This is a genomic window from Aromatoleum toluvorans, from assembly GCF_012910905.1.
Lineage (GTDB): Bacteria > Pseudomonadota > Gammaproteobacteria > Burkholderiales > Rhodocyclaceae > Aromatoleum > Aromatoleum toluvorans.
This window is the reverse complement of the sequence record NZ_WTVN01000039.1, coordinates 1-21551: the sequence shown is the minus strand read 5'-3', so window position 1 is coordinate 21551 and position 21551 is coordinate 1. Positions and strand designations below refer to the sequence as shown.

The 21551-nt window shown below is 68.6% G+C and carries 19 protein-coding genes; 7 read left to right on the top strand and 12 right to left on the bottom strand.

Annotated elements, in window-relative coordinates; all coding sequences use genetic code 11:
* Window positions 1–21: 21 nt before the first annotated feature.
* A complete protein-coding gene (locus GPA22_RS19205; protein WP_169257673.1) occupies window positions 22–2370 on the bottom strand; it encodes a cadherin-like domain-containing protein in 2349 nt (782 codons plus the stop codon).
* A 335-nt stretch (window positions 2371–2705) separates the two neighbouring features.
* Between GPA22_RS19205 and GPA22_RS19200 the strand changes: the two genes are divergently transcribed.
* Complete coding sequence (locus tag GPA22_RS19200; RefSeq protein ID WP_169257672.1) at window positions 2706–3008, top strand: hypothetical protein; 303 nt, start codon at window positions 2706–2708, stop codon at window positions 3006–3008.
* Window positions 3009–3046: 38 nt separating this feature from the next.
* Here the strand turns inward: GPA22_RS19200 and GPA22_RS19195 are convergent, their stop codons facing one another.
* The 3 genes from GPA22_RS19195 to GPA22_RS19185 all read right to left on the bottom strand — a co-directional run bounded on the left by GPA22_RS19195 (window position 3047) and on the right by GPA22_RS19185 (window position 6801).
* Window positions 3047–3907, bottom strand: a complete 861-nt coding sequence (locus GPA22_RS19195; RefSeq protein WP_169257671.1) for a hypothetical protein — start codon at window positions 3905–3907, stop codon at window positions 3047–3049.
* A gap of 64 nt (window positions 3908–3971) precedes the next feature.
* Window positions 3972–4826 (bottom strand): cache domain-containing protein, encoded by an 855-nt coding sequence (locus tag GPA22_RS19190; protein ID WP_169257670.1) that lies wholly within the window; start codon window positions 4824–4826, stop codon window positions 3972–3974.
* Between the two features lie 178 nt (window positions 4827–5004).
* On the bottom strand, window positions 5005–6801 hold the full coding sequence (locus tag GPA22_RS19185; RefSeq protein WP_169257669.1) for a methanol/ethanol family PQQ-dependent dehydrogenase: 1797 nt from the start codon (window positions 6799–6801) through the stop codon (window positions 5005–5007).
* Between the two features lie 334 nt (window positions 6802–7135).
* Between GPA22_RS19185 and GPA22_RS19180 the strand changes: the two genes are divergently transcribed.
* The 4 genes from GPA22_RS19180 to GPA22_RS19165 are packed head-to-tail and all read left to right on the top strand — an operon-like array spanning window position 7136 to window position 10877.
* Window positions 7136–7918, top strand: a complete 783-nt coding sequence (locus GPA22_RS19180) for a quinoprotein dehydrogenase-associated SoxYZ-like carrier (protein WP_169257668.1) — start codon at window positions 7136–7138, stop codon at window positions 7916–7918.
* Window positions 7915–8880: a quinoprotein relay system zinc metallohydrolase 1 gene (locus GPA22_RS19175; protein WP_246264529.1), complete on the top strand. Its 966-nt coding sequence runs from the start codon at window positions 7915–7917 to the stop codon at window positions 8878–8880. Before GPA22_RS19180 ends, GPA22_RS19175 begins: the two co-directional genes overlap by 4 nt.
* On the top strand, window positions 8870–10246 hold the full coding sequence (locus GPA22_RS19170) for a sensor histidine kinase (RefSeq protein WP_169257666.1): 1377 nt from the start codon (window positions 8870–8872) through the stop codon (window positions 10244–10246). The genes GPA22_RS19175 and GPA22_RS19170 overlap by 11 nt, the downstream gene beginning before the upstream one ends.
* Window positions 10230–10877: a response regulator gene (locus GPA22_RS19165; protein ID WP_169257665.1), complete on the top strand. Its 648-nt coding sequence runs from the start codon at window positions 10230–10232 to the stop codon at window positions 10875–10877. Before GPA22_RS19170 ends, GPA22_RS19165 begins: the two co-directional genes overlap by 17 nt.
* A gap of 52 nt (window positions 10878–10929) precedes the next feature.
* On the opposite strand, the gene GPA22_RS19160 is transcribed toward GPA22_RS19165, so the two are convergent.
* Complete coding sequence (locus GPA22_RS19160; protein WP_211169228.1) at window positions 10930–11334, bottom strand: hypothetical protein; 405 nt, start codon at window positions 11332–11334, stop codon at window positions 10930–10932.
* 124 nt (window positions 11335–11458) lie between these two features.
* Window positions 11459–12637 (bottom strand): methyltransferase, encoded by a 1179-nt coding sequence (locus GPA22_RS19155; protein ID WP_169257664.1) that lies wholly within the window; start codon window positions 12635–12637, stop codon window positions 11459–11461.
* 318 nt (window positions 12638–12955) lie between these two features.
* On the opposite strand from GPA22_RS19155, the gene gstA reads away from it, so the two are divergent.
* Together gstA and GPA22_RS19145 are read left to right on the top strand one after the other, a co-directional pair.
* Window positions 12956–13561 carry a glutathione transferase GstA gene (gene gstA, locus GPA22_RS19150; RefSeq protein WP_169257663.1) on the top strand — a complete coding sequence of 202 codons (606 nt, stop codon included), beginning with the start codon at window positions 12956–12958 and terminating at the stop codon, window positions 13559–13561.
* Between the two features lie 77 nt (window positions 13562–13638).
* Complete coding sequence (locus tag GPA22_RS19145) at window positions 13639–14121, top strand: glutathione peroxidase (RefSeq protein WP_169257662.1); 483 nt, start codon at window positions 13639–13641, stop codon at window positions 14119–14121.
* Window positions 14122–14152: 31 nt separating this feature from the next.
* On the opposite strand, the gene GPA22_RS19140 is transcribed toward GPA22_RS19145, so the two are convergent.
* The 6 genes from GPA22_RS19140 to GPA22_RS19115 form a co-directional block, all read right to left on the bottom strand.
* Complete coding sequence (locus GPA22_RS19140; protein WP_169257661.1) at window positions 14153–16990, bottom strand: PAS domain S-box protein; 2838 nt, start codon at window positions 16988–16990, stop codon at window positions 14153–14155.
* Window positions 16991–17178: 188 nt separating this feature from the next.
* Window positions 17179–18441: an NTP/NDP exchange transporter gene (locus GPA22_RS19135; protein ID WP_169257660.1), complete on the bottom strand. Its 1263-nt coding sequence runs from the start codon at window positions 18439–18441 to the stop codon at window positions 17179–17181.
* A 26-nt stretch (window positions 18442–18467) separates the two neighbouring features.
* Window positions 18468–19247 (bottom strand): NADPH-dependent F420 reductase, encoded by a 780-nt coding sequence (locus tag GPA22_RS22980; protein WP_169257659.1) that lies wholly within the window; start codon window positions 19245–19247, stop codon window positions 18468–18470.
* 55 nt (window positions 19248–19302) lie between these two features.
* Window positions 19303–20124 carry an aldo/keto reductase gene (locus GPA22_RS19125; RefSeq protein WP_246264527.1) on the bottom strand — a complete coding sequence of 274 codons (822 nt, stop codon included), beginning with the start codon at window positions 20122–20124 and terminating at the stop codon, window positions 19303–19305.
* Between the two features lie 278 nt (window positions 20125–20402).
* Window positions 20403–21035: a response regulator gene (locus tag GPA22_RS19120; protein WP_169257657.1), complete on the bottom strand. Its 633-nt coding sequence runs from the start codon at window positions 21033–21035 to the stop codon at window positions 20403–20405.
* 11 nt (window positions 21036–21046) lie between these two features.
* The coding region (locus GPA22_RS19115; RefSeq protein WP_343036099.1) for a sensor histidine kinase at window positions 21047–21551 on the bottom strand (505 nt) is incomplete at its 5' end.

Genomic DNA, 21551 nt, shown 5'->3' with positions numbered 1-21551 from the left:
CGCCCGCCGCACACCGGGCTGTTACTTCAGAGTGAGCGTGGTCACGGTCGTGGCACCGTTCGACGATGTGGCACGCAACCGCGAGGCAGCGGCCGGACGGGCCACCACGGCATCCACGGCCCAGTTGCCGACCGCATCGGGAGTCGCCGTGCCGGCCAGGCCCAGCACCCCGCCGGTGGAGCTCAGGAACTCGACCGTGACCGTCTGGCCGGCTGCCGGGCCGATGAGGCCCTCCGCACGCAGACGCCCCTTGCTGGAGACGTACTCGGACCGGGTGATCGAGACGGTTTCCGCGGCCGCCACCTGCACCGTGACCGTTGCCGGCGTGGCCGAGATTGCGCCCGCCGTATCGATCGCGTTGTAGGTGAAGGTGAACCTGCCGGCGACGGGCGACCGGAAGCTCACCACGCCGCCTGCCACCGTGACCGTCGCGCCCGTCGGGGCGATGGCTCCCGGAGTGGCGGGGACGCCTACCGGCTGGCTGACGTTGGTTGCCCCGACGATGTTGGCTGCGCCATCCGGGTCGGTGTCGTTGGCGATCACGTTGATCGCCTGCGTCACGTTGGCGATGGCGGTCGCCGAGTCGTTCACCGCGGTGGGCGGATCATTCACCGGTGTGATGGTGATCGTCGCCACGGCCACATTGGACACCCGCCCCGCCACCGTTACCGTGTAACTGACCTGGTCGGTCCCGCTGGCGTTGGGATTGGGCGTGTAGCCGATCGTGCCGTCGAGATTCACGACTGCCGTACCAAGACGCGGCAGGCCGGTCAGCGCAACCGTTCCGCCAGCGGCGCCGGTGTCGTTGGCGAGCACGTTGAAGCTCGTGAGCGGCGCGTCCTCGAGCAGCGAGAAGGTGTCGTTCACCGCCAGCGTCTGACCGACCGGCGTAGCGGTCGCCAGCGTGGTACGCACGTGCTCCTCGCTGGTACCGAAGGCGCTCGAACGGACACGCACCCTGGACGGCGGCGACAGCAGGTTCGGCACCGTGAGCGTGCCGGCGGTCATGACGCCGCTGAAGGTCCCGTAGGTGAGCGTGAGCGTCGGCGGGACCACCTTGTCGGTCGACTCCGCATTCACGGTGAGGGTGCCGGCTGCGCGGTCGAAGAGCGCGGAGGTGATGAACACGTCGTCGGCCACCTGGTACGGGTGGTAGACCGGAACGATGTTGCCGGTGATGTCGCGCGCGGTGAGATCCTTCACGCACACCGCGGCAGGAATCGTGGCCGGCGCGATCTGCCCCCAGTACGTGCCGGCACTCGCCGCCAGCATCTGCGTCTCGGTCGCGGCGGCAGGCGCCCCGAACGGCGGCAGCACTTCGCCCGTCACCGGGTCGACGGTGCCCGCGCATGCGGCATCGAAGAAGGACAGTTGCGGCACGACGGTAGGCGGACGCGGCTGTGCGGGCACGCGGCCTTGCGAGGTACCGACCGCGGAGGCAAACACATCGAGCTTGTTCCCCGTGGCGGGATCGCGCTCATAGGTTGCGCGTTCGACGGTGACGCGGCCCGGCAGGGTACCCGAGAATATCCGGCCCATCAGCGAGAAGTCCGTGGTTTCAAGGTAATCGACCGACGCGCCGCTGACCGGATCGATCCCCAGGCCCGAACCGGCCGGCCCCTCGATGCGGTAGATGTTGTGGTTGCGCACTGCGCCGGACGAATCCGTGAAGGACGTCAGCGGGCTACCGGTGACCGGTCCGACACGCGCCGGATCGGCGATGTAGAGCTTGCCCGGCACCGGGCCGGAAACCGGCGGCAGTTCGGGGCCTCCCGGCGCGTTGGCGGGCAGCAGGAAGGGGCCGAGCGCGCCCTGGGTCGCACAATCGAACTGCCCCGGCGGGCAGTTGATGCCCACGTCGTCGGTGAAGAAGATCCTGTCCCCCGCGGTCGCCTCGATCACCTGCTCCCCGTACGGGTGGATGAAACGGTAGGAGCCGGTCACTGGCACGGGATTGAGCACCATCCGTATGCGGGAGAAGGCGATCTGCCCGCCCGGCACCACGTCGGCCGAAAATGCCGCTTCGACGGCCAGCACGAGCAAGGCCCTGCCGCCGGTTGCAGGCGTCATCGAGGCATCCGCCGCGAACCAGAAGTGCTCGTCGAAGAAGCTGGTCGGGAAGGCTTCAGGCGGGTTCGGCACGTCGCCAGGCAACAGCAGGCACCAGCCGCCCGCGACTTCGGCAGCGTTGATCGGGCTGCAGAATTCAAGCGCAAGGCCGGTGGTGTCCTGATACCAGGCCGGGAAGCCGCCGATCGGCGGAGAGTTGTCCGGCGGACCGACGCGCTCGAGGACCGCATGGCTCGTGCCGGACGACAGCGAAAGCGCCAGCAAGCTTGCGGCAATGGCCTTACGTTTTAGCATTTTCATGGTGTGCTCCCGTTGAGGCACAGGGGCGCAAGCCAACCCGGCGGGCGCCACATCTCCTGTGGGTGAGCACACCAAGGCACTCTTCGTACCAGATTCGTAAGTTTTTGATTATTTTATACTTTCACCCTGCAAGCATTTGCGGAGCGGGCTTTTCGGGGAACTCCTCCGGGGGTTTTCACCCACTCTTCCCCGCGTCTGGTGGGGAATGTCTGGTGGGGAATCCGAGACGCTTTCCGCAGGTCTTTTCCCCACCCTCGCCTATAGTGGATCTGTGCAGTACAAACAGGCCGACAAGTACAAGGGATTTCAGGGAGCAACACTTTCAGGAGAGGCTCATGACGCGGAAATCAGCCGCTCTCGCAGTGATCGGGGCCGTGCTCATCCTGGCGCTCCCGTCCACCGTCGCAGCCGACGCCGTCAGCGACGAATCCTTCGACCGGCAGGCGCGGGCGCTCGATGAAGGGGCGAAGCTCAAGGAAGACGCCGGCGTGTTCGGCCGACCCGGACTCAGCGGCGAGGAAGGGCCGCGCGCGAGTGCCGTCGGGGATCGCGAACTCGATCGCTACGTGCAGCGCCTCGCGCTCGAGATCCGCCTGCGCAACGCCATCTCGGACCGCGATCCGGGCGGGTTCCACTGACACGGAGAAGCACCCGCGGCTGCACCAGGCAGCGACTCCTACAAGGCTGCAACCGCAGCCTGGTGCAGCCCCAGCGATCCCGCCAGCGCATCGATGAACCCGCGATGCTCGGCCGGGGCGCTGTTGCGCCACTGCACGAGGTAGCCGGCAAGGCCGCCGGGCGCTGCAGGGGCGAGGTTGAGATACCGCAGCACGACCCAGCGCCCCGGCCCCTGCTCGAATTGGGGAAGCAGCAGATTGGCGACGACCTCGTTGTCGCTGCGGCGATAGGGATCCGCCGACAGGCGCGGCAGCTTCGACTCCAGCCACGCGGCGATCGACATGCCGGACGGGAGCTGGCGATGCGGCTCGGCGGCGAGGCGGTCGGCGTAGGCCGCGAGACTGGGCGCGTACACGTCCCAGCCGGGGTATGGCGCGTCGGTCCGCCAGCGCTGCGCCATGCTGCGCAGCACGTAGAGGCCTGCGGTCTCGCACAGCGCCTCTTCGAACCATTGTGTCTCGCGACGGCCCGCATCGTGTGCGCGCCTTTCGTAGTTCGAGAGGATGTGGCACAGCTCGTGGCCGAACTGGTAGGCATACTGCGCCCAGCCGCGATTGCGCGCGGAGAGGCGCACGCGGTATTCGCCCTGGCTGCCCTTGTCGAACAGCGTGACCGGGCTGCCGGGTGCATGGGTGACGACGATGGGATCGACCGGAGCCGCCGTTGCGCCGCGCGTGAGTTCGTCCGCCACCGCGTACAGCAGGGTTTCGATCTCGTCGCGCTCGGCACTGCCCCAGCCCTCGCCTTCGACGCGGATCGTGAGCCCGGACAGGCCGGAAATCGCCCCTGGTTCCCAGGCGCGCGCGTTCGGCACGGCCGCGAACAGCGCCCCCAGGACGAGCAGGCATCGCGCGAACATCCCCCCGCCTGCGCCCTGCATCCTCACCGCCACGCCCCTCGCTGCCGCACCACGAACGTTCAATCTACTCCGTGTAGTGGCCGACGCCAATCATCGAACCACCCTCGCGCCGCACGTAGGAGCGCTTTTTTTCCACGCGGTTGGTGACCGGATTGCGCCATACGTAGTCGACGGTGGCCTCGTCGGCGGTCTTCAGCTTCTCGATCATCTCGGCGATGATCTTGTGCCCTTCGGCATCGGCCAGGCCGCGCGCGTCGGTGTCGGACAGCGCCGGGTTCATGCCCATCGCCTCGAACTTGCCGCTGTCGAGGCTCACCATGAAGACGTACAGGTCGTCCTTCACGAAGGCCCCGCGACGGTCGTTGAACGCGGCCGCCGCCTTCGCGGAGCCGTCCGCCTTCGCCAGCGCGACCGCGCGGCCGAGCATCGCGTGCGCGTCGTCGGCACTCGCACGCGGGGCGGAGTAGCCCACGCCGACGACGTAGGTGCCGACCTTGCGCACGTAGCTGACCTTGGGTTCGACCTTGTTCGTGACGCGGTTCAGCCACATGTAGCGCACGGTGGCTTCGGGCGTCACGCGCGTGCTGTCGATCATCTCGCGGAACAGCGGGTTGCCGGCCGCGTCGGTCGTGTTCAGCACGGTCAGGCCGACGAGCGCCTCGGGCGCGGCGCCGCTCGCCTGGTAGACGCCCTTGTCGTCGATCACGAAGACGTACAGGTCCTTGCGCACGAACTCGCCCTTGCGGTCATTGAAGGCCGCGAAGGCGCGTTCGGCGCCGTTGGCCTCCATGTACTTCACGGCCTGGTCGAAGAGCGTGCGGGCCTCACGCGGGGTGCCGCGGTCGGCGGCGAGTGCGGACTGGGCCGCGACGGCAAGCAGGGTCGCGCCAAGCAGCGACTTCAGGGGCAGACGTTTCACGTACGGATCCTCTCAGGCGAAGATGGGAAAAGCAGGTAGCGAAATATTCGCGACAGTGGGGGATGGTCGGCTGAACCCGCCCGGGCGCCGTGGGGCAGGCCCAGGCAGGCTCAGCGGACCACCCCGGCGAACCGGGGGGCCTGCGTGCGGGACGGCGGCAAACCGTCCCGCGGCACGCTTACGACTTGTGCAGCTTGAACACCCACACGGAACCGCCCTGCTCGAGGAAGTTCACGCGCTTGGCGACGTCGCCGCCCCACAGCGGCACCGCACCGCCCCAGCCGGACACGACGGCGACGTACTGCTCGCCCTTGTCCTCCCAGGTGATCGGCGGGGCGATGATCCCGGAGCCGGTCTGGAACTTCCACACTTCCTGGCCGTTCGTGGCATCGACTGCCTTCAGGTAGCCCTCGGGGGTACCGTAGAACACGAGGTTGCCGCCGGTGGTCAGCACGCCGCCCCACAGCGGCGCGTTGTTCTTGACCTCCCACACGATCTTGCCGCTGACCGGATCGATCGCGCGCAACGCGCCGATATAGTCGTCGTTGAGCGGCTTGATCGTGAAGCCTGCGCCGAGGTAGGCCGCGCCGCGCTTGTAGGAGACCGGCTCGTTCCAGATGTCCATGCCCCACTCGTTGGCCGGCACGTAGAAGTAGCCGGTCTTCGGGCTGAACGCCATCGGCATCTGGTTCTTGCCGCCGAGGAAGGACGGCGCGTTGAACACCACCGCGCCCTTCTTGCCGTCGCCGCCGCCTTCGGTGAAGGGGTTGCCCGGACGCTTGTCCTCGTTGTAGATCGGCCGGCCGGTGTTGAGGTCGATGCCCTTGGCCCAGTCGATGCGCTTCACGAACGGGAAGGCGTTGAGCAGCTTGCCGTTGGTGCGGTCATTGACGAAGAAGAAGCCGTTGCGGTCCGCCTTGCCGCCGGCCTTGACCATCTTGCCGGACTTCGGATCCTTGTATTCGAAGGAGACGAATTCGTTCACGCCGTCGAAGTCCCAGCCGTCGTGCGGGGTGGTCTGGTAGTGCCACACGATCTTGCCGGTGTCGGGGTCGATCGCGACGGTCGAGGACGAGTACAGGTTGTCACCCGGACGCAACCAGCTGTTCCACGGCGACGGGTTGCCGGTGCCGATGAAGATCAGGTTGACGTCGGGATCGTAGTACGCGGACAGCCACGGCGCCGCGCCGCCGGTCTTCCACAGGTCGCCCGGCCAGGTCGCGTTGGCCGTGCCCGAGGTGCCGTTCTCGATCTGCTTGCCTTCCTTGTCGTACTTGAAGCCCATGTGGCCTTCGACGACCGGGCGCGTCCACACCAGTTTGCCGGTCTTCGCATCGCGCGCGTCGACCCGCCCGACGATGCCGAACTCGCCGCCCGAGTTGCCGGTGATGACCATGCCCTTGACGATCTGCGGCGCGGCGGTGAAGGAGTAGCCGGCCTTGTAGTCCTCGATCTTCTCCTTCCACACGACCTTGCCGGTGTCCTTGTCGAGGGCGACGAGCTGCGCGTCGAGGGTGCCGAAGATCACCAGGTTGCCGTAGATCGCCGCGCCGCGGTTGATCACGTCGCAACACGGCATGATGCCGTCGGGCAGGCGGTGCTCGTACTTCCACAGCTTCTCGCCGGTCTTCACGTCCAGCGCGAAGATGCGGCTGTAGGAGGCGGTCACGTACATCTTGCCGTCGAACACGATGGGCTGCGACTGCTGGCCGCGCTGCTTCTCGCCGCCGAACGAGAACGACCACACGGGAACGAGGTTCTTCACCGTCTGCGGGTTGATCTGCGCGAGCGGGCTGAAGCGCTGGCCCTTGGTGCCGAGGCCGTGCGTGACGACCTGCGAGGTGTTGCCGGTGCCGTCGGCGAGGATGTCCGCGTCGGTGACCTCCTTCGCCTGCACGCTGCCCAGGCCTGCCAGGGACAGCGCGAGGACGGATGCCGCGACGGACAGCCCTGCGCGTTTGCGGATCTGCTCCATTTGAATCCTCCTTGTGGAATCTCGTCGTATTGTTGGAAACCGCCTCCCTGACCGGGCGACCGGATTCGGCAACGGTTTCGCAAAGGGCGTGCCACCGGTCCGCGCACCGCGAAAAGTGCCGCGGCTCCCTGAAACATGGCTCAGGCAGCGCGTTTTTCAAGGGCCGACGGTGCGATCTCGCGATTTTCACTGCTCTGATTGACAGCACCTGTTCCGTTTTGGAGCAATCACCCGTCGCGCGTCGCACAGATGTGTCCCTTATGCGCATGGAACATTTTTTGCTGCACTGAGGAACAAACAAGGGCGGCATTCGACCGCCCGCGGAGGAGACTCGATGCGCCCTACAACCGTGCTCGCCCTGGCGACGCTGTGGCTGTGTTCCGTTGCGGATGCCCCGGCCGCGGTGCCCGTCGCCGTGCACGCGAGCACCGATCCGCTGGATTCGGCCCGCTGGGGCGACATGGCGAAGACCTTCTTCGCCGGCCGCACGGTGGTGTTCGATGCGCGCGTCAAGGTCGTCGCGCCGGCGATCGCGGAGGACTCGCTCAACGTCCCCGTTTCCGTCGACGCGAGCGGGCTCGCCGGCGTCGAGGAAGTGCTGGTGTTCGCCGACTTCAACCCCATCCTCGCGGTGCTGCGCTTCCGGCCCGTGAAGGCGAAACCCGCCCTCGGCTTCCGCCTCAAGCTGCAGCAGTCGTCGCCGGTGCGCGCCGCCGCCCGCACTGCCGACGGCGTGTGGCACGTGGGCGGCACGTGGGTGACCGCGACGGGCGGCGGGTGCACGGCCCCGTCGACCGGCTCGGGTTCGCCCGAATGGCAGGAGCGCCTGAACCAGGTCAGCGGCAGGATCTTTCCCCGCAGCGACGGCAGCGAGCGCCTGCGCATGCGCGTGATCCATCCCATGGACACGGGACTCGCGCAGGGCATCCCGGTGTTCCACATCGAGGAGCTGACCCTTTCGGACGAATCCGGCGCCGAGCTGATGCGCATCCAGACCTACGAGCCGGTGTCCGAAAACCCGCTGTTCACGATCGACATGCCCGCCGCCGGCACGCGCGTCCGCGCCCGCGGGCGGGACAACAACGGCAACCGCATCGACGCATGGGTGACGCAATGAGCACGCGGCATGTGGCTTTCCCCGCCCTGCTCGCCTGCGCACTGGCGCTGCTCCCGGCGCCTGCGCCGGCCGCGGCCGAGGCCACGCGCTTCGACTACCGCCTCGCGCCGCAGGAGATCGCGCCGGGCGTGCATGTCTTCACCGGCCTGCGCGAAGACTTCTCGCCCGCCAACGGCGGCAACATCGTCAATACCGGCTTCATCGTCGGCAGCACCGGCGTCATCGTCATCGACACCGGCCCCTCGCGCCGCTACGGCGAACAGATGCTCGCGGCGATCCGGCGCGTCACGCCGCTGCCGGTCGTGCTGACGATCAACACGCACCACCACCCGGACCACTTCCTCGGCAACCAGGCCTTCCCCGCGGCGACCCTCGCCGCACTTCCGGAAACGCAGCGCGGCATCCAGAAGGATGGCGAGGCCTTCAACGAGAACCTGTACCGCATGGCCGGCGACTGGATGGAAGGCACCGAGCGCGTCGCGCCGACGCAGCCCCTCGCCGCAGGACGGCGCACGGTGGGCGGGCGCGACATCGAGATCGTCGCGCTGGACGGCCACACGCCGGCCGACTTCGTCCTGATCGATCACGCGAGCGGCACCGTGTTCGCGGGCGACCTGCTGTTCCACGACCGCGCCGCCACCACGCCGCACGCCGACCTCGCGCACTGGCTCGCCGCGCTGGAGCGCCTCGCAACGCTCCCCGCGCGGCAATGGGTGCCCGGCCACGGTGACGTCACCCGCGACGCGGCTGCAATCGCCCAGACGCGCGACTATCTTGAATGGATCGCAGCAACGATGCGCGAAGGCGCCGAGTCGGGGCTCGACATGACCGAGATGCTGGCCCGCCCCATTCCCGCGCGCTTCCGCGGCCTCGCCGAAGTCGAGCGCGAATACCGCCGCTCCGTCGTCCACCTCTTCCCTGCCGCCGAACAGGCGGTGCTGGAGAAAGCCCATGCGCGCTAGATCGACTACCCTTGGCACCCGCATCGGCCTCGTGCTCGCCGCCGTCCTCGCGCTCGTGCTGCTCGCCGGCGCCGGCTGGTGGGTGCGCGAGACGCGCAAGTCCATCCACGAGGAGGTGCTCGCCGCGAGCCACGTCGCGCAGCAATGGGTCGCGGTGCTGGTGTCCGAGACCCTGCGCGACCGCACCGACGGCCCCGACCGCCTGATGGCCCACCTGCGCGCGGTCGGGCGGCTGCGCGCGAACCAGCTCGAAGTGCTCGGGCCGGATGGCGCCCGCCTGTACCTGTCGCCCGAATCGACGTACAAGCCGGGCCGCTTCGCGCCGGACTGGTTCGCCGACTGGCTCACGCCGTCGCTGCCGGTGCGCCACTTCGACGCCGGCGACCGCCAGATCGTGCTGCGGCCGGATGCCTCGCGCGCCGTCCTCGATGCCTGGGACGACCTCGCCGCGGGTCTCGGCTCCGCGCTTGCGCTGCTGCTGATCGTCGCGCTCGGCGCCCGCCTCGCGCTGCACCGCGCGCTCGCCCCGCTCGCGCAGATCGACGCGGCGCTCGCCCGCGGCGCCGACGGCCGTTTCGACGTGCGCCTGCCCGGCTACCGTGTCGCCGAGCTCGACCGAGTCGCCGCCAGCTACAACCGCCTTGCCGACACGCTCGACGACACACGCGCGCAGAACCTGCGCCTGGAAGAAGACCAGGCCTTCGCCCGCGCCGTGCAGGCACGGCTGGAAGAAGAGCGCCGCGTGATCGCACGCGAGCTGCACGACGAGCTGGGCCAGGCCATCACCGCCGTGCGCGCGATCTCCGGCGCGATCCTGCAGCGCTGCGACAACCAGCCGCAGATCCACGGCAGCGCGCAGGCGATCCTCGCGATGACCGGCCAGATGCAGGACGGCGTGCGCGCGATCCTGCAGCGCCTGCGCCCGGCCAGCACCGACGGCGGCGGCCGGCTCGACCAGGCCGTCAGCGACTACTGCCACCTGTGGTCCGGCCACCACCCGCACATCCGCGTCGACTGCCGCACGGCACCCGCCAGCGCCCCCACCGACGAAACCCTGAGCCTCACGGTGCTGCGCCTGCTGCAGGAAAGCCTCACCAACGTCGCCCGCCACTCCGGCGCCTCGCAGGTCGATGTGCGCCTCGATTTCGCGCCGGACGCCGTCGCGCTGGAAGTGTGCGACAACGGCCGCGGCCTCGTCGCCGACACGCCCCCGGGGCACTACGGCCTCACCGGCATGCGCGAGCGGGTCGCCGAACTGCACGGCGAACTGCATCTCGACACGCCCCCCGGCGGCGGACTGCGCGTCAGCGCCCGCCTGCCCCATCACCACTCATCCGAGGAGAGCATCCATGGCCAGCGTTCTTGAAAACCTCCGCCTCGTCCTCGCCGACGATCACGCCATCGTCCGCATGGGCTTCCGCATGCTCCTCGAAGGGGCCGGCGCGAGCATCGTCGCCGAGGCGGACAGCGGCGAAAGCGCGCTGTCCGCCTTCGCCGAGCACCAGCCCGACGTCCTCGTGATGGACGTGACGATGCCGGGCATCGGCGGCCTCGGCGCGCTGGAGCGCCTGCTCGCCCACCACCCCGGCGCGCGCGTGCTGATGCTCTCCGCGCACGAGGATTCGCAGATCCCGATGCGTACGCTGCGCTCGGGCGCCACCGGCTACCTGTCGAAGCGCGCCCAGCCGCAGGAGCTCGTGCGCGCCGTCGCGCAGGTCGCGCGCGGCCAGCGCTATGTCGACCCCGAACTCGCCCCGCAGCTCGCGCTCGCGCAGTTCGGCGGCAGCAACGATCCCGCCGACGCGCTCACCGACAAGGAGTTCGCGGTGTTCCTGCAGCTCGCCAAAGGCAGTTCGGTGAACCAGGTCGCGGATACGCACAAGCTCAGCCCGAGCACGGTCGGCACGCACCTGTACCACATCAAGCAGAAGCTCAACGCGGCGAACGCCGCCGAACTCGCACTGATCGCGGTGAGATCGGGGCTGATCGAGGCCTGAACGGGCGATTCGCCGTATCCGGCGCGACTGCCTGCGCAGTCACCGGGTCGCGTCAACGATCGTCGTCGTCGCCTTGGCGGTTTTCGTTGCGCTTGCGGCGACGCTCGGAGCGGCGGTCGTCGTCCTTGTCCCGGCGACGCTCGTCATCACGATCCCAGCGGCGGTCGCGCTCCCGGTCGCGCCATCCATCGCCGCGCCCCTTGTAGCGGATCTCCCGCGGATAGTAGCTGCGCGGCAGCTCCACCCACGGACCCGAGCGCGACGTGGAGTAACGCCAATAGTCGTTGTCGTAGTAGTAGTAATAGCCGCGGTAGTAGTAATACGGCTCGGCGTCGAATTCGACGATCGCCGGCAGCGCCGGCGCCACGACCACCGCGGGACCGCGGCCCGCAGGCGCGACGACGCACCCGCCGAGCACCAGCGCCGCGAGCGCAGCGGCGATGAGATTCTTGTGCATATCCATGCCCTCAATACGGCTTGAACCAGGGATCGCGGACCGCCGGTCCGACGAACCGGCATGCCGGGATCAATTCGCCGGAATATTACCTGCGACTCCGCTGGCGATCACGCGTTTCCGAACCTCACGCGCCGCGCTGCGCGGATACCATCAGGTTGCGCGGCGTGAGGGTGCGCGCGCAGAAGGTACCCACCTGCACGTCGAAACCCGCCTCCTCCAGCCCCAGCGCGAGGTCCGACACGAGCCACATTTCCAGCGCGCGGCGGAAGGCGTGGCGGACGAGTTCGAGGCGGCGGACCTCGGCGCGGCGCTGTTCGCCGACCGCGCGCCAGTGCGCCCAGTCCACCGCCCCAGGCAGGCGCACACCCTCGCGTTGCGCCAGCGAGCGGCACCAGGCTTCGAACCCCAGCGACTGCCAGTGCGCCGGCACGGGCTTGAAGGTGCGCGCGCCCTCGCCCTGCAGCACTTTGCGCAGGGCGACGAATCCCAGCTTCCAGGCCTGATCGCGCGCGAGGCGTTCGCGCACGTTGCGCGGCGCGGTCACGGTCTCGGTGACGGCCAGGCGTAGCGCGCGGTCGTCGAGCGCGAGCGCCGCCGCGCGGCTCACCGGCCGATAGGCGTCGCCCGCGCCGAGGTGATAGCAGCACGGCGCGATGCGGTAACTGTGCGCGTGATCCTGCGCCGCGTTGCGCACCAGCGTGCGGTGCAGCTCGCCGCAGGCATGCAGTGCGACGACCGCATGGCCGCGCACGTGGCGGCGCGAGGCCTCGTCCAGCGCATCGCCGCACAGCACCTGCTGCGCCAGCCCGCTTCCCTCGCCCAGCCGTTCGGCCGCCCGGCACAGGGACGGGTCGATCTCCAGCAGGCGCACCGGCACGCGATCGACGAGCGCCAGCCGCCGCCCCAGATGGCCCTTGCCCGCGCACCACTCCAGCACCGGCACCGGTGCCGCCGGCCCGTGCGCGGCGAAGGCGTCGATCTGCGCGCGCTTGCGTCCCGGGATGAACAGGTCGGCACGCGGATCGCGCGGCGGCATCGAGCGCGCGGCGAGCGGCGCCACCTCGCACAGCGCCTCCAGCAGGCCGACCACCGGCAGCTGCGGCGCAAGCCACGCGCGGCACGCCTCCGGATCGGCGATGAAGCGTTCCAGCATTGCGTCGTCGACGCCGAGCACCGCCGCGGCGAGCGCCGGCTGTTCATCGCACCAGCCGGGCCGCTGCTCGTGGAACGGCGACGGCCGCCAGAACGCCGCGTGCCCGTGCAGCAGGGATTGCAGTTCGAGAAGGCGGTCGCGGTGGTTCATGTGCTGCGGCGGGGGCGTGATCGGGACCCGCGAGTATCGCAAACTCCCGCCCTCTGCAGGGAGCGGCAACCGGGACACGACCATCAGGATTGCCTTGTGCGCGGCCCGCGCGTAGGCTCTGCGGAACCCCGGCACGATCCGGGAGTCTCTGCGGTGTGTCCGGACGCTGCGCCGTTGTTGCCGTGGCAGAAACATCCCCCGGGCACCCCCATCACGGAACGCCACCCGCCGCGCCGCGGTTTCGCCCACTCGGGCGCCCACGCGCGAAGGACCGCTTTCCGACCACCCCCATCAATAACCCGGCCAAGGAGCCTATCGATGAAGCTGTTCTTGAAACCCGGTGCATGCTCGCTCTCGCCGCACATCGTTCTCGAAGAAGCGGGCCTCAAGTACGAGACCGAAACCGTCGACCTGCAGACCAAGGTCACCGGATCGGGGCAGGACTACACCAAGACCAACCCCAAGGGCTATGTCCCCGCGCTGCTGCTCGACAACGGCGAGCTGCTCACCGAAGGGCCGGCGATCGTCCAGTACCTCGCCGACCAGGTCCCGGAGAAGAAGCTCGCTCCCCCCAACGGCACGCCCGAGCGCTACCGCCTGCAGAGCTGGCTCACCTTCATCGGCACCGAACTGCACAAGACCTTCAGCCCGTTCTTCAATCCGGCCACCCCGGATGCGTGGAAGACGATCTGCCGCGCGAACCTCGACCGCCGGTTCGGCTACATCGCCGAACAGCTCACGGGCAAGGACTACCTGATGGGCACCGATTTCAGCGTCGCCGACGCCTACCTGTTCACGGTGCTCGGCTGGGCGAAGTACGTCGATATCGACTTGGCGAAATGGCCCGCACTGGCCGCCTACCAGGCTCGCGTCGCCGCCCGCCCGTCGGTCACCGCGGCCATGAAGGCCGAAGGCTTGCTGTGACGGCGTGACCCTTGCGCCCCCGGCCCGGCCGGGGGCATCGCCGCAATGCGGCAGGCAGGATGCGGAGGGACAGGCACATGGACACGCAATTGGGCGACATCGCGGTCGAGCGCCTTGCCGGCGGCCGCACCACGATGGGCGAATACGCAGGAAAAGTGCTGCTGATCGTGAATACCGCCAGCCAGTGCGGCTTCACCCCGCACTATGCCGGGCTGGAACAGCTCTACGAGAAGTACCGCGACCGCGGGCTGGTCGTGCTGGGCTTCCCGTGCAACCAGTTCGGCGAGCAGGAACCCGGCAACGCCGCCGAGATCGCGGCGTTCTGCGAGCAGAACTACGGCGTCACCTTCCCGATGTTCGCGAAGATCGACGTCAACGGCGACGGCACCCATCCGCTGTACGCCTGGCTCAAGGCGCACGCGAGGGGCGTGCTCGGCACCGAGGCGATCAAGTGGAACTTCACGAAATTCCTCGTCGATCGCAGCGGCACGCAGGTCGAACGCTATGCCCCGATGACGTCGCCCCAGTCCATCGCGAACGACATCGAAGCGCTGCTCTGAGCGCCCCGCGGCGGGACCGCGCGCTTGACGGTCAGTCGAGTGCTTCCGGTTCCACCGGCGACGCCCCGACACCGGAATCGACCACGCGGATGGCTCCACGGCCGGCCTCCTTGGCCTGATACATCGCGGCATCCGCCCGCTTGAGGATGAGTTCTTCGCTCCCCTCGGTGTCCAGGAACATTGCCACGCCGATGCTCGCCGAACAGTGGTGCCTGACGGTGCGCGCGGGCTGGCCGGCGTGTTCGACCGTCAGCACATAGGGCTCGGAAACGCGTGCCAGGATCTTCTGCGCCACCCGCTCGGCCTGACGGCGCGACTCCACGTGATCGGCCTGAAGGTCGCCGAGCATCACCACGAATTCGTCGCCGCCAAAGCGTGCCACGGTGTCCATCTCGCGCACGCATTTCTGCAGTCGCCCGGCCACTTCCACCAGCAGCAGATCGCCCACGTCGTGCCCGTGGGTGTCGTTCAGCGGCTTGAAATTGTCCAGATCGATGAACAGCAGGGCGGCCCGCCGGCCCGTGCGCCGGCAGGCCGCAAGCGCCTGCCGCATGCGGTCGTGGAACAGACGGCGATTCGGCAGATTCGTCAGCGCGTCATAAAAAGCGAGCTGGCGGATCTGCTCTTCCATGTTCTTCCGCTCGGTGATGTCCGAGCCCAGCGCAACGTAATGCCGGACCTGGCCATGCTCGTCGCGCACGACAGTGATGGTCTTGTGTTCCGGATAGATTTCCCCGCTCTTGCGGCGGTTCCATATTTCCCCCTGCCAGTGGCCTTTCTCGGCAAGCCGCTGCCACAGCGCCGCGTAGAACGCCTCGTCATGCTGCCCCGATTTCAGTATCCGCGGGTTTCCGCCGAGCACCTCCTCCCGGCTGTAGCCGGTGATGCGGCAGAAGGCTTCGTTCACGTCGATGATCTCACCCGTCGCAGTCGTGAGTGCGATCCCCTCATAGGCATGGGTGAAAACACTGGCGGCAAGGCGCAAGCCGTCCTCCGCCAGTTTGCGGGCCGTGATGTCGCTGTGCATGACCACCACGCCCTGGCGCTCGGGCCCCAGCGGATTGACGGTCATCGTGAACCAGCGCTGCGCATGCGGGGCGTGGCAGGGATATTCGAGACTGAAGCTGGGCAGTCGACCTGCGAGCACTGCGCGGATCCCTTCGGCGGCCCCGCCCGTGGCGCCGTTGCCACTCGTACCGCAGATCGCCAGGTAAGACGTTCCAATATCGGTGTTGGGCGCGGCTTTCCCGGGCTCGAGCCCGTTCTCGAGGGCAAATCGCCGCCACGGTTCATTGACGGCGATGATCATCCCCTCACCGTCGAGAACGGCGATCTGATTTGGCACGGAGTCCAGTACGCCCTGCACGAATACCCGGCTTTCGCGCAAAGTCTCCTCGACCTGCTTGCGCTCCGTGATGTCCGTCGAGATACCGCACAGTGCGTAGATCGCACCGCTTTCATCGCGCAGGGGGAGCTTGAAGGTGAGGTAGGTCGACGTGCCGCCATCCTTGCGATGACGGAGGGTTTCCTCCGTCCTGACCGAGTCCCCTTTCTCCAGAACCTGCGCGTCGTCCATACGAATCCGCGCCACGGTCTCGGCATCGAAGAACTTCTCGTCACCATGCCCGACGATTTCCGATTCGGCCAGGCCGAACAGTTCGCACGCCTTGCGATTGGCAAACAGATACACGCCCGCCGCGTCCTTCATGTAAATGCGGGCGTCGACGCTGTCGAGGATCAAGGAAAGCTTCTGCTCATTTTCCGTCAACGCGCGCTTGCGCTGCGACAGCGTCTCCAGCAGGCGGTTGAACCCACCGATCAGTTCCCCGACTTCATCGTCGCGAACGATGGGCAGGGGGTGCAAGAACTGCTCCGAATCCGAAAACGCGGCCAGGGACTTGACGGTATCGAGCACCGGCGCGAGCTGGCGCTTGACGAACACCCAGGTGAGCCCCGCGGCCAGCAGGCTGATCAGGAGCGCAGCAAGCAGCACACGCCGCTGCACTTCGCGAATGGGCGCGAACGCCTCTTCGATCGGCAGCGCAACGGCCGCGTACCAGCCCACCAGCGGAATGCCCTTCGCCGAGGCCAGGATCTCGACGCCGGGGGGGTTCTGGAAGATGGCGGATCCTTCGTAGCCGTCGGCAAAGCGGTCGATCGCAGGGATGGTGCCGCGGGCCGGCAGCACCTCCATGAGGCGGCGCTTGTCCGACGCCGCGAGCACGAGGTGATGCTGCGGCGCAACAAGCACATAACCGCCGGTGCGCCCGTAGCCGTTTCCGGCGACCTTGTCGATGAAATTCAACGTCGACAGGTTGGTCACGCCGTATAGGGCACCAACCACCCTCCCCTGAGCGTCGCGAAGCGGCGCGGCCATGCCCAACACGGGCACCGACAGCTTCTTGCCGATGACCGGCCGGCCGACCATGGCCCTGCCTTCCTGGAGCGCAGCGGCGACGTGATCCCGTTCCATGTAATTGAAGCCAATCCGCCCGACCGAACGCGGCATGTCGGCGATCGCGGTGCCATCGGCGTCGAGGGCCATCACACCGCCGTTGAACAGATCCAGGAGGACCGGATTCCGTTCCAGCAGCATCTGCAGCTCGGACGGGGTCCGCGCGGACGCCGCGGCCATCGTCCCGGCGACAACCTCCAGTGCGTGCAGGCGGTGTGCGAGATCTTCGTTGACGCCCGCAGCCAGGATTGTGGCCGTCGAGAACTGCTGCTCGCCGACCAGGCGTTGCATGTCCCTGTGCAGGACATGGCTGGCGTACCAGGCCAGCGACCAGATGCCGACCAGGAAGATGCACAGCGTGACGAGGGCGATTCGAGTGTTGAGCTTGCGCCACCGAAAGTCAGGCAGCTTCATCCGATCATCCGTAAATGACGAGGTGTATCCAAAATATTCGGATGGGGGGAGTCCTGCTTCGGGACAGGGCGTCGGCGCGTGTGCGGAGAATCGATCGTCCGCACGCCCAACTCTGCCTTGTAATATTTACGTGGTATTTTACCACGAATAGGTCTGAAGGTGAGCGGCACTGCGCCCCGCGGCGCGGCTCAGGCACGATCGTGCTCCTCCCAGCGCCCCAGCTGGCGCGCGATCACGATCCAGCCGCCCGCGACCGGCACCGCCGCCAGCGCGATCGCGCCCGCCGACAGGCCCAGCGCCGCGAGCCCCGCGTAGATCCAGCCGCTCGCGAGGTCCCCGCCGCGATACACCGCCGCGTCGAGGAAGGCCTTCGCCTTGTAACGCTCCTCGCGGCTCACCAGCGTGAACAACACCTCGCGCGCGGGCTTCGCCAGCGCATGGCGGCTGCTGTCGTAGAGCACGCGCACGACGACCAGCGCAGCCAGCGCCGGTGCCGCGCCGAGCGCGACGAAGCCGACGAGCGCGACCGCGGGCAGCAGGGCCAGCGTCAGCCCCACGCCCAGGCGACGCACGACAAGCGCCGTCAGGAATACCTGCGTCAGGATCGTCAGCACATTCACCGCCAGGTCCACGCGGGCGAGGAACACCCGCCGCGCCGCCCGGTCCGTATAGGCCTCGCCCAGCATGTGCGCCTGCACGTAGTACAGGATCGTCGACGCGAACGTCATCAGCAGCAGCCAGAGGGCGATGCGGCGCAGCACGGCGGAGCGCAACACCAGCCCGACGCCGCTCCACGCGCTGCCGCCGATGCGCGCCTCGGGTTCGCGCGCGAGCGTCGCCGCGTCGCGCTGCGCATGGCGGTCGAGTCCGCGTGCACACCACGAGGCCGCCTCCAGCGGCACGATCGCCATCAGCAACAGCAGGAACACCGGCACGTGCGACGCCAGCATCGCGGTCGTCGCCGAACCGGCGATGCCGCCCAGCGACGACCCCACCGCGATGAAGCCGAACAGGCGCTTGCCCTGCTCGTGGTGGAACAGGTCCGTGACGAAGCCCCAGAACACCGTGACGACGAACAGCGCGAAGACACTCACCCACACGTAGAACACACGGTCTATCCACGCCCGTGCCGACTCGGGCAGCAGGTAGAGCGCGGCATAGAATGCGCCGAGGTGGGCCGCGAAGAAGCGGTTCGCCAGGGGCACGAACACCGCCCGCGGCCAGCGGGCGACGGCCGCCGAATACAGCGGCACCGCCAGCAGCATCACCAGGAACACCGCCGTCCACAGGATCTGCAGGTTGCCGCGGTCAGCCGCGCCGATCTCGTCGCGCACGGGCCGCAGCAGATAGTATGCATACAGGATCGCGAAGCCGTAGGCGGTGGCGAGCAGCAGCGGCAGGGTCTCGCCGTCGCGAACCGGGACCACCCGCCGGATGAGTACGGCGAACATCGCTTATCCGCCGCCGGCAGCGCCGATCACAGGTTCGGCGCCAGGCCCAGCGCCTGCCGCAGCTCGCGCGCCGTCAGCGCGCGGCCGAACACCGGCGAGCCGACGTCGAAGTCCCTGGCCCGCGCCAGCCCGCCCACCGGCACCGGCTCGAAGCCCGCATCCTCGACCAGCCGTGCCGCCACCGCCAGCGCATCGCGGTCGTCCGCTGCCAGCGGCACACCGATGCGCTCGCCGCTGCGATGCGCCTCGCTGCGCAGCGCGAGATACGGCACCGATGTGAACGCCCGCACCAGCCGCACGCCCGGCAGGTACTCGGCCGATGCCAGCCCGGTGCCGCGGTTCAGTGCCGGCGTCGCCATCGGGCCGTCGCGCTCGGGGCGCGGATTGCCGGTTTCCAGCACGACCTTGCCCGCCATCAGGCCCGCGTAGTCGCGCCCCAGCTGCGGCAGCGCCCCATACGGCACCGCGATCAGCACGACGTCGCCGAAGCTCGCCGCCTCGCGGGGCGTCCCCACGCGAACGTTGGTACCCAGGCGCGCCGCGAGCGGCTTCAGCTCGTCGGGGTGGCGCGAGGAAATCAACAACTCGTGACCGGCCTTCGCCCACAGCTCCGCGAGCGTGCCGCCGATCCGGCCGGCGCCGATGATGCCGATCCTGAAGCCGTCGGATGCCGCGACGGCCCATCCGGGCAGCGCGCCGAGTGCCGCGACTGCCGCGGCGGCCACCAGCAGCGCACGGCGCCGGCGGTCGAACGGCGACTGGAACAGGAGGTGGGGCCGAGATTGGAGCCGGGGTTGCGCGATCATCCTTGCCTCCGCATCATGATCCGGGTCCTGCGGCCCGATGCGCCCGCCCGCAGGCTCAGGCGCCGATCGAATCCAGATGGCGTTTCCAGAACGCCAGTTCGGGAATCCGTCCGGTGCCGGCGAGCACGTTGTCCGCCATGTGCTCGCGCCGCCCGGTACCCGGAATTGCGCAGGTCACCGCCGGATGGCTCAGCACGAATTTCAGCAGCACCTGCGCCCAGCTCGTCGCACCGATCTCCGCCGCCCACGGCGGCAATGGCCGGTCGCGCAGCCGCCGCAACACCCGGCCGCCGCCGAACGGCCGGTTGATCAGCACCGCCATGCCGCGGTCGGCCGCCAGCGGCAGGATGCGCCGCTCGGCCTCGGGCTCGCCGACCGAATAATTCACCTGCACGAAATCGAACTGCGCCTCGCGCATCACCGCTTCGAGCTCGCCGTAGGCACCGTCGGTGTAATGCGTGATGCCGATGTAACGGACCCGGCCCGCCGCCTTCCAGTCGCGCAGCGTCGCCAGATGCACGCGCCAGTCGACCAGGTTGTGCACCTGCATCAGGTCCAGGCTGTCCACCTTCAGCAGCCGCATCGACTCCTGCATCTGCCGGATGCCCTCGGCGCGCCCGCGCGTCCACACCTTGGTCGCGACAAAGGCCTTGCCATGCAGCCCGCCCGCGGCCAGCAGTTCCCCGGTCACCGCTTCCGCACGCCCGTACATCGGCGACGAATCGATCACCGACCCACCCGCCTCGAACAAGGTCCGCAACACCTCGGGCAGCCTGCGATACTGTTCCGCGTCGCGCTCGACATCGAAACCGACGTAGGTGCCCAGGCCGATCACGGGCAGCCTCTCCTGCGTCGAAGGAATCGGTCGCGTCAGCATCGCATCTCCCGAAGATCCGGCCTGCCCCTGCGCATGCCCCCGCCCGCCCATAGCCAGCGACGCCGCGGCGGCCGCCGCGAGCCGCAGGAACTGCGCCCGCGTCATGGCGCAGGCAGGAAGCCGTAATGCCGCAGGACTGCGCATATGCCTCGCCCCCATGAACGGCCGTCGCCCGGCCTTCGCAAGCTCTGACCGCGGGGATGCGCGTCGAGTGCCGCGAAGCAGGGAAATTTCTGCCCCGGCGGCTCGCGGCCGCGCCGCCTGCGGCCCGCCGGCATTCACTCCAGCAGGGCGTGGGCGCGGGCGCTGCGAAACATCTCCAATGCGTTGCTCAGCCCGGTCTTCTGCCGGATGACGGTCTGGTAGTTGGCGACGGTCTTTGCGCTCACGCGCAGTTGCCCGGCGATTTCGTCGACCACGAGCCCCTGCGCCAGCATCGTGAACACCTGGAACTCGCGCGGCGACAACACCCGGTGGGGGGCCTGGCGGTCGCCGGCGGCCTCGTCGAGGGCCCGCGCGGCGTCTTCCGACAGCGGGCGACCGCCGACGGCGACCTCCTGCACCGCGGCGATCAGCGCGTCGGGGGCGCTGCTCTTGGTCAGGTAGCCGTCGGCGCCCGCCTGCATGGCCTGGCTGACCATTGCCGGAGTGCCGTGCATGCTGAACACCAGGATCTTCAGCGCCGGCACCCTGGCCTTGAGGCGCCGCAACGTTTCGAGGCCGCCGCGGCCGGGCATCGACAGGTCGAGAATGAGGACGTCGGCCGGATGGGCGCCCAGCCAGGTATAGGCCGTCTCGCAATCGCCGAATTCCGCCACCACACTGACGTTCGGTTCGAGCTCCAGCAGACGCCGATAGCCCGTGCGCACGATGGCGTGATCGTCCGCAATTGCCACGCGCAAGCCGTTCATTCCGTTCCCCCTCACGCCGTCGTTGCGTTGCCCGTGGTACCCACCGCACATTCCGCATCCGGCCAGGGGAAGCGCGCGACCAGACACAAGCCCGGGCGGACGCCTGCCGGATCGCGGGCGCCCATTTCCAGCTCGCCGCCATGCGCCCACGCCCGCTCGCGGATGCCTGCCAGGCCGTTGCCCTGCTGCAGCGCATCGCTGCGGCAGTCACTGGCGATGCCGATACCGTCGTCGCACACCGACCACTCGACGCCCACTCCGGCGCGAGCCTTGACGGTGACCGCGGCCGCCCTCGCGCCGGCATGGCGGGCGACGTTGGTGAGCGCCTCCTGGGTCATGCGGTACAAGGCCAGCGCCAGCCCTTGCGGAATCTCGCAACTGCCGGGTTCGACAGTCAGGCGGTATTCGATCGTCTGCCCGGGACGGTTGCGCCAGCTCTCGATCAGGGGCCCGAGGAGCGCGTCGATACGGACCCGCCCGCTGCCTGCCCCCTCACTGTCCCTTATACACATCTCC

Coding starts and splice junctions, on each gene's coding strand:
- GPA22_RS19205 (WP_169257673.1), bottom strand. CDS start 2,370: ATGAAAATGCTAAAACGTAAGGCCATTGCCGCAAGCTTGCTGGCGCTT.
- GPA22_RS19200 (WP_169257672.1), top strand. CDS start 2,706: ATGACGCGGAAATCAGCCGCTCTCGCAGTGATCGGGGCCGTGCTCATC.
- GPA22_RS19195 (WP_169257671.1), bottom strand. CDS start 3,907: ATGTTCGCGCGATGCCTGCTCGTCCTGGGGGCGCTGTTCGCGGCCGTG.
- GPA22_RS19185 (WP_169257669.1), bottom strand. CDS start 6,801: ATGGAGCAGATCCGCAAACGCGCAGGGCTGTCCGTCGCGGCATCCGTC.
- GPA22_RS19180 (WP_169257668.1), top strand. CDS start 7,136: ATGCGCCCTACAACCGTGCTCGCCCTGGCGACGCTGTGGCTGTGTTCC.
- GPA22_RS19175 (WP_246264529.1), top strand. CDS start 7,915: ATGAGCACGCGGCATGTGGCTTTCCCCGCCCTGCTCGCCTGCGCACTG.
- GPA22_RS19170 (WP_169257666.1), top strand. CDS start 8,870: ATGCGCGCTAGATCGACTACCCTTGGCACCCGCATCGGCCTCGTGCTC.
- GPA22_RS19165 (WP_169257665.1), top strand. CDS start 10,230: ATGGCCAGCGTTCTTGAAAACCTCCGCCTCGTCCTCGCCGACGATCAC.
- GPA22_RS19160 (WP_211169228.1), bottom strand. CDS start 11,334: ATGCACAAGAATCTCATCGCCGCTGCGCTCGCGGCGCTGGTGCTCGGC.
- GPA22_RS19155 (WP_169257664.1), bottom strand. CDS start 12,637: ATGAACCACCGCGACCGCCTTCTCGAACTGCAATCCCTGCTGCACGGG.
- gstA (WP_169257663.1), top strand. CDS start 12,956: ATGAAGCTGTTCTTGAAACCCGGTGCATGCTCGCTCTCGCCGCACATC.
- GPA22_RS19145 (WP_169257662.1), top strand. CDS start 13,639: ATGGACACGCAATTGGGCGACATCGCGGTCGAGCGCCTTGCCGGCGGC.
- GPA22_RS19140 (WP_169257661.1), bottom strand. CDS start 16,990: ATGAAGCTGCCTGACTTTCGGTGGCGCAAGCTCAACACTCGAATCGCC.
- GPA22_RS19135 (WP_169257660.1), bottom strand. CDS start 18,441: ATGTTCGCCGTACTCATCCGGCGGGTGGTCCCGGTTCGCGACGGCGAG.
- GPA22_RS22980 (WP_169257659.1), bottom strand. CDS start 19,247: ATGATCGCGCAACCCCGGCTCCAATCTCGGCCCCACCTCCTGTTCCAG.
- GPA22_RS19125 (WP_246264527.1), bottom strand. CDS start 20,124: ATGCTGACGCGACCGATTCCTTCGACGCAGGAGAGGCTGCCCGTGATC.
- GPA22_RS19120 (WP_169257657.1), bottom strand. CDS start 21,035: ATGAACGGCTTGCGCGTGGCAATTGCGGACGATCACGCCATCGTGCGC.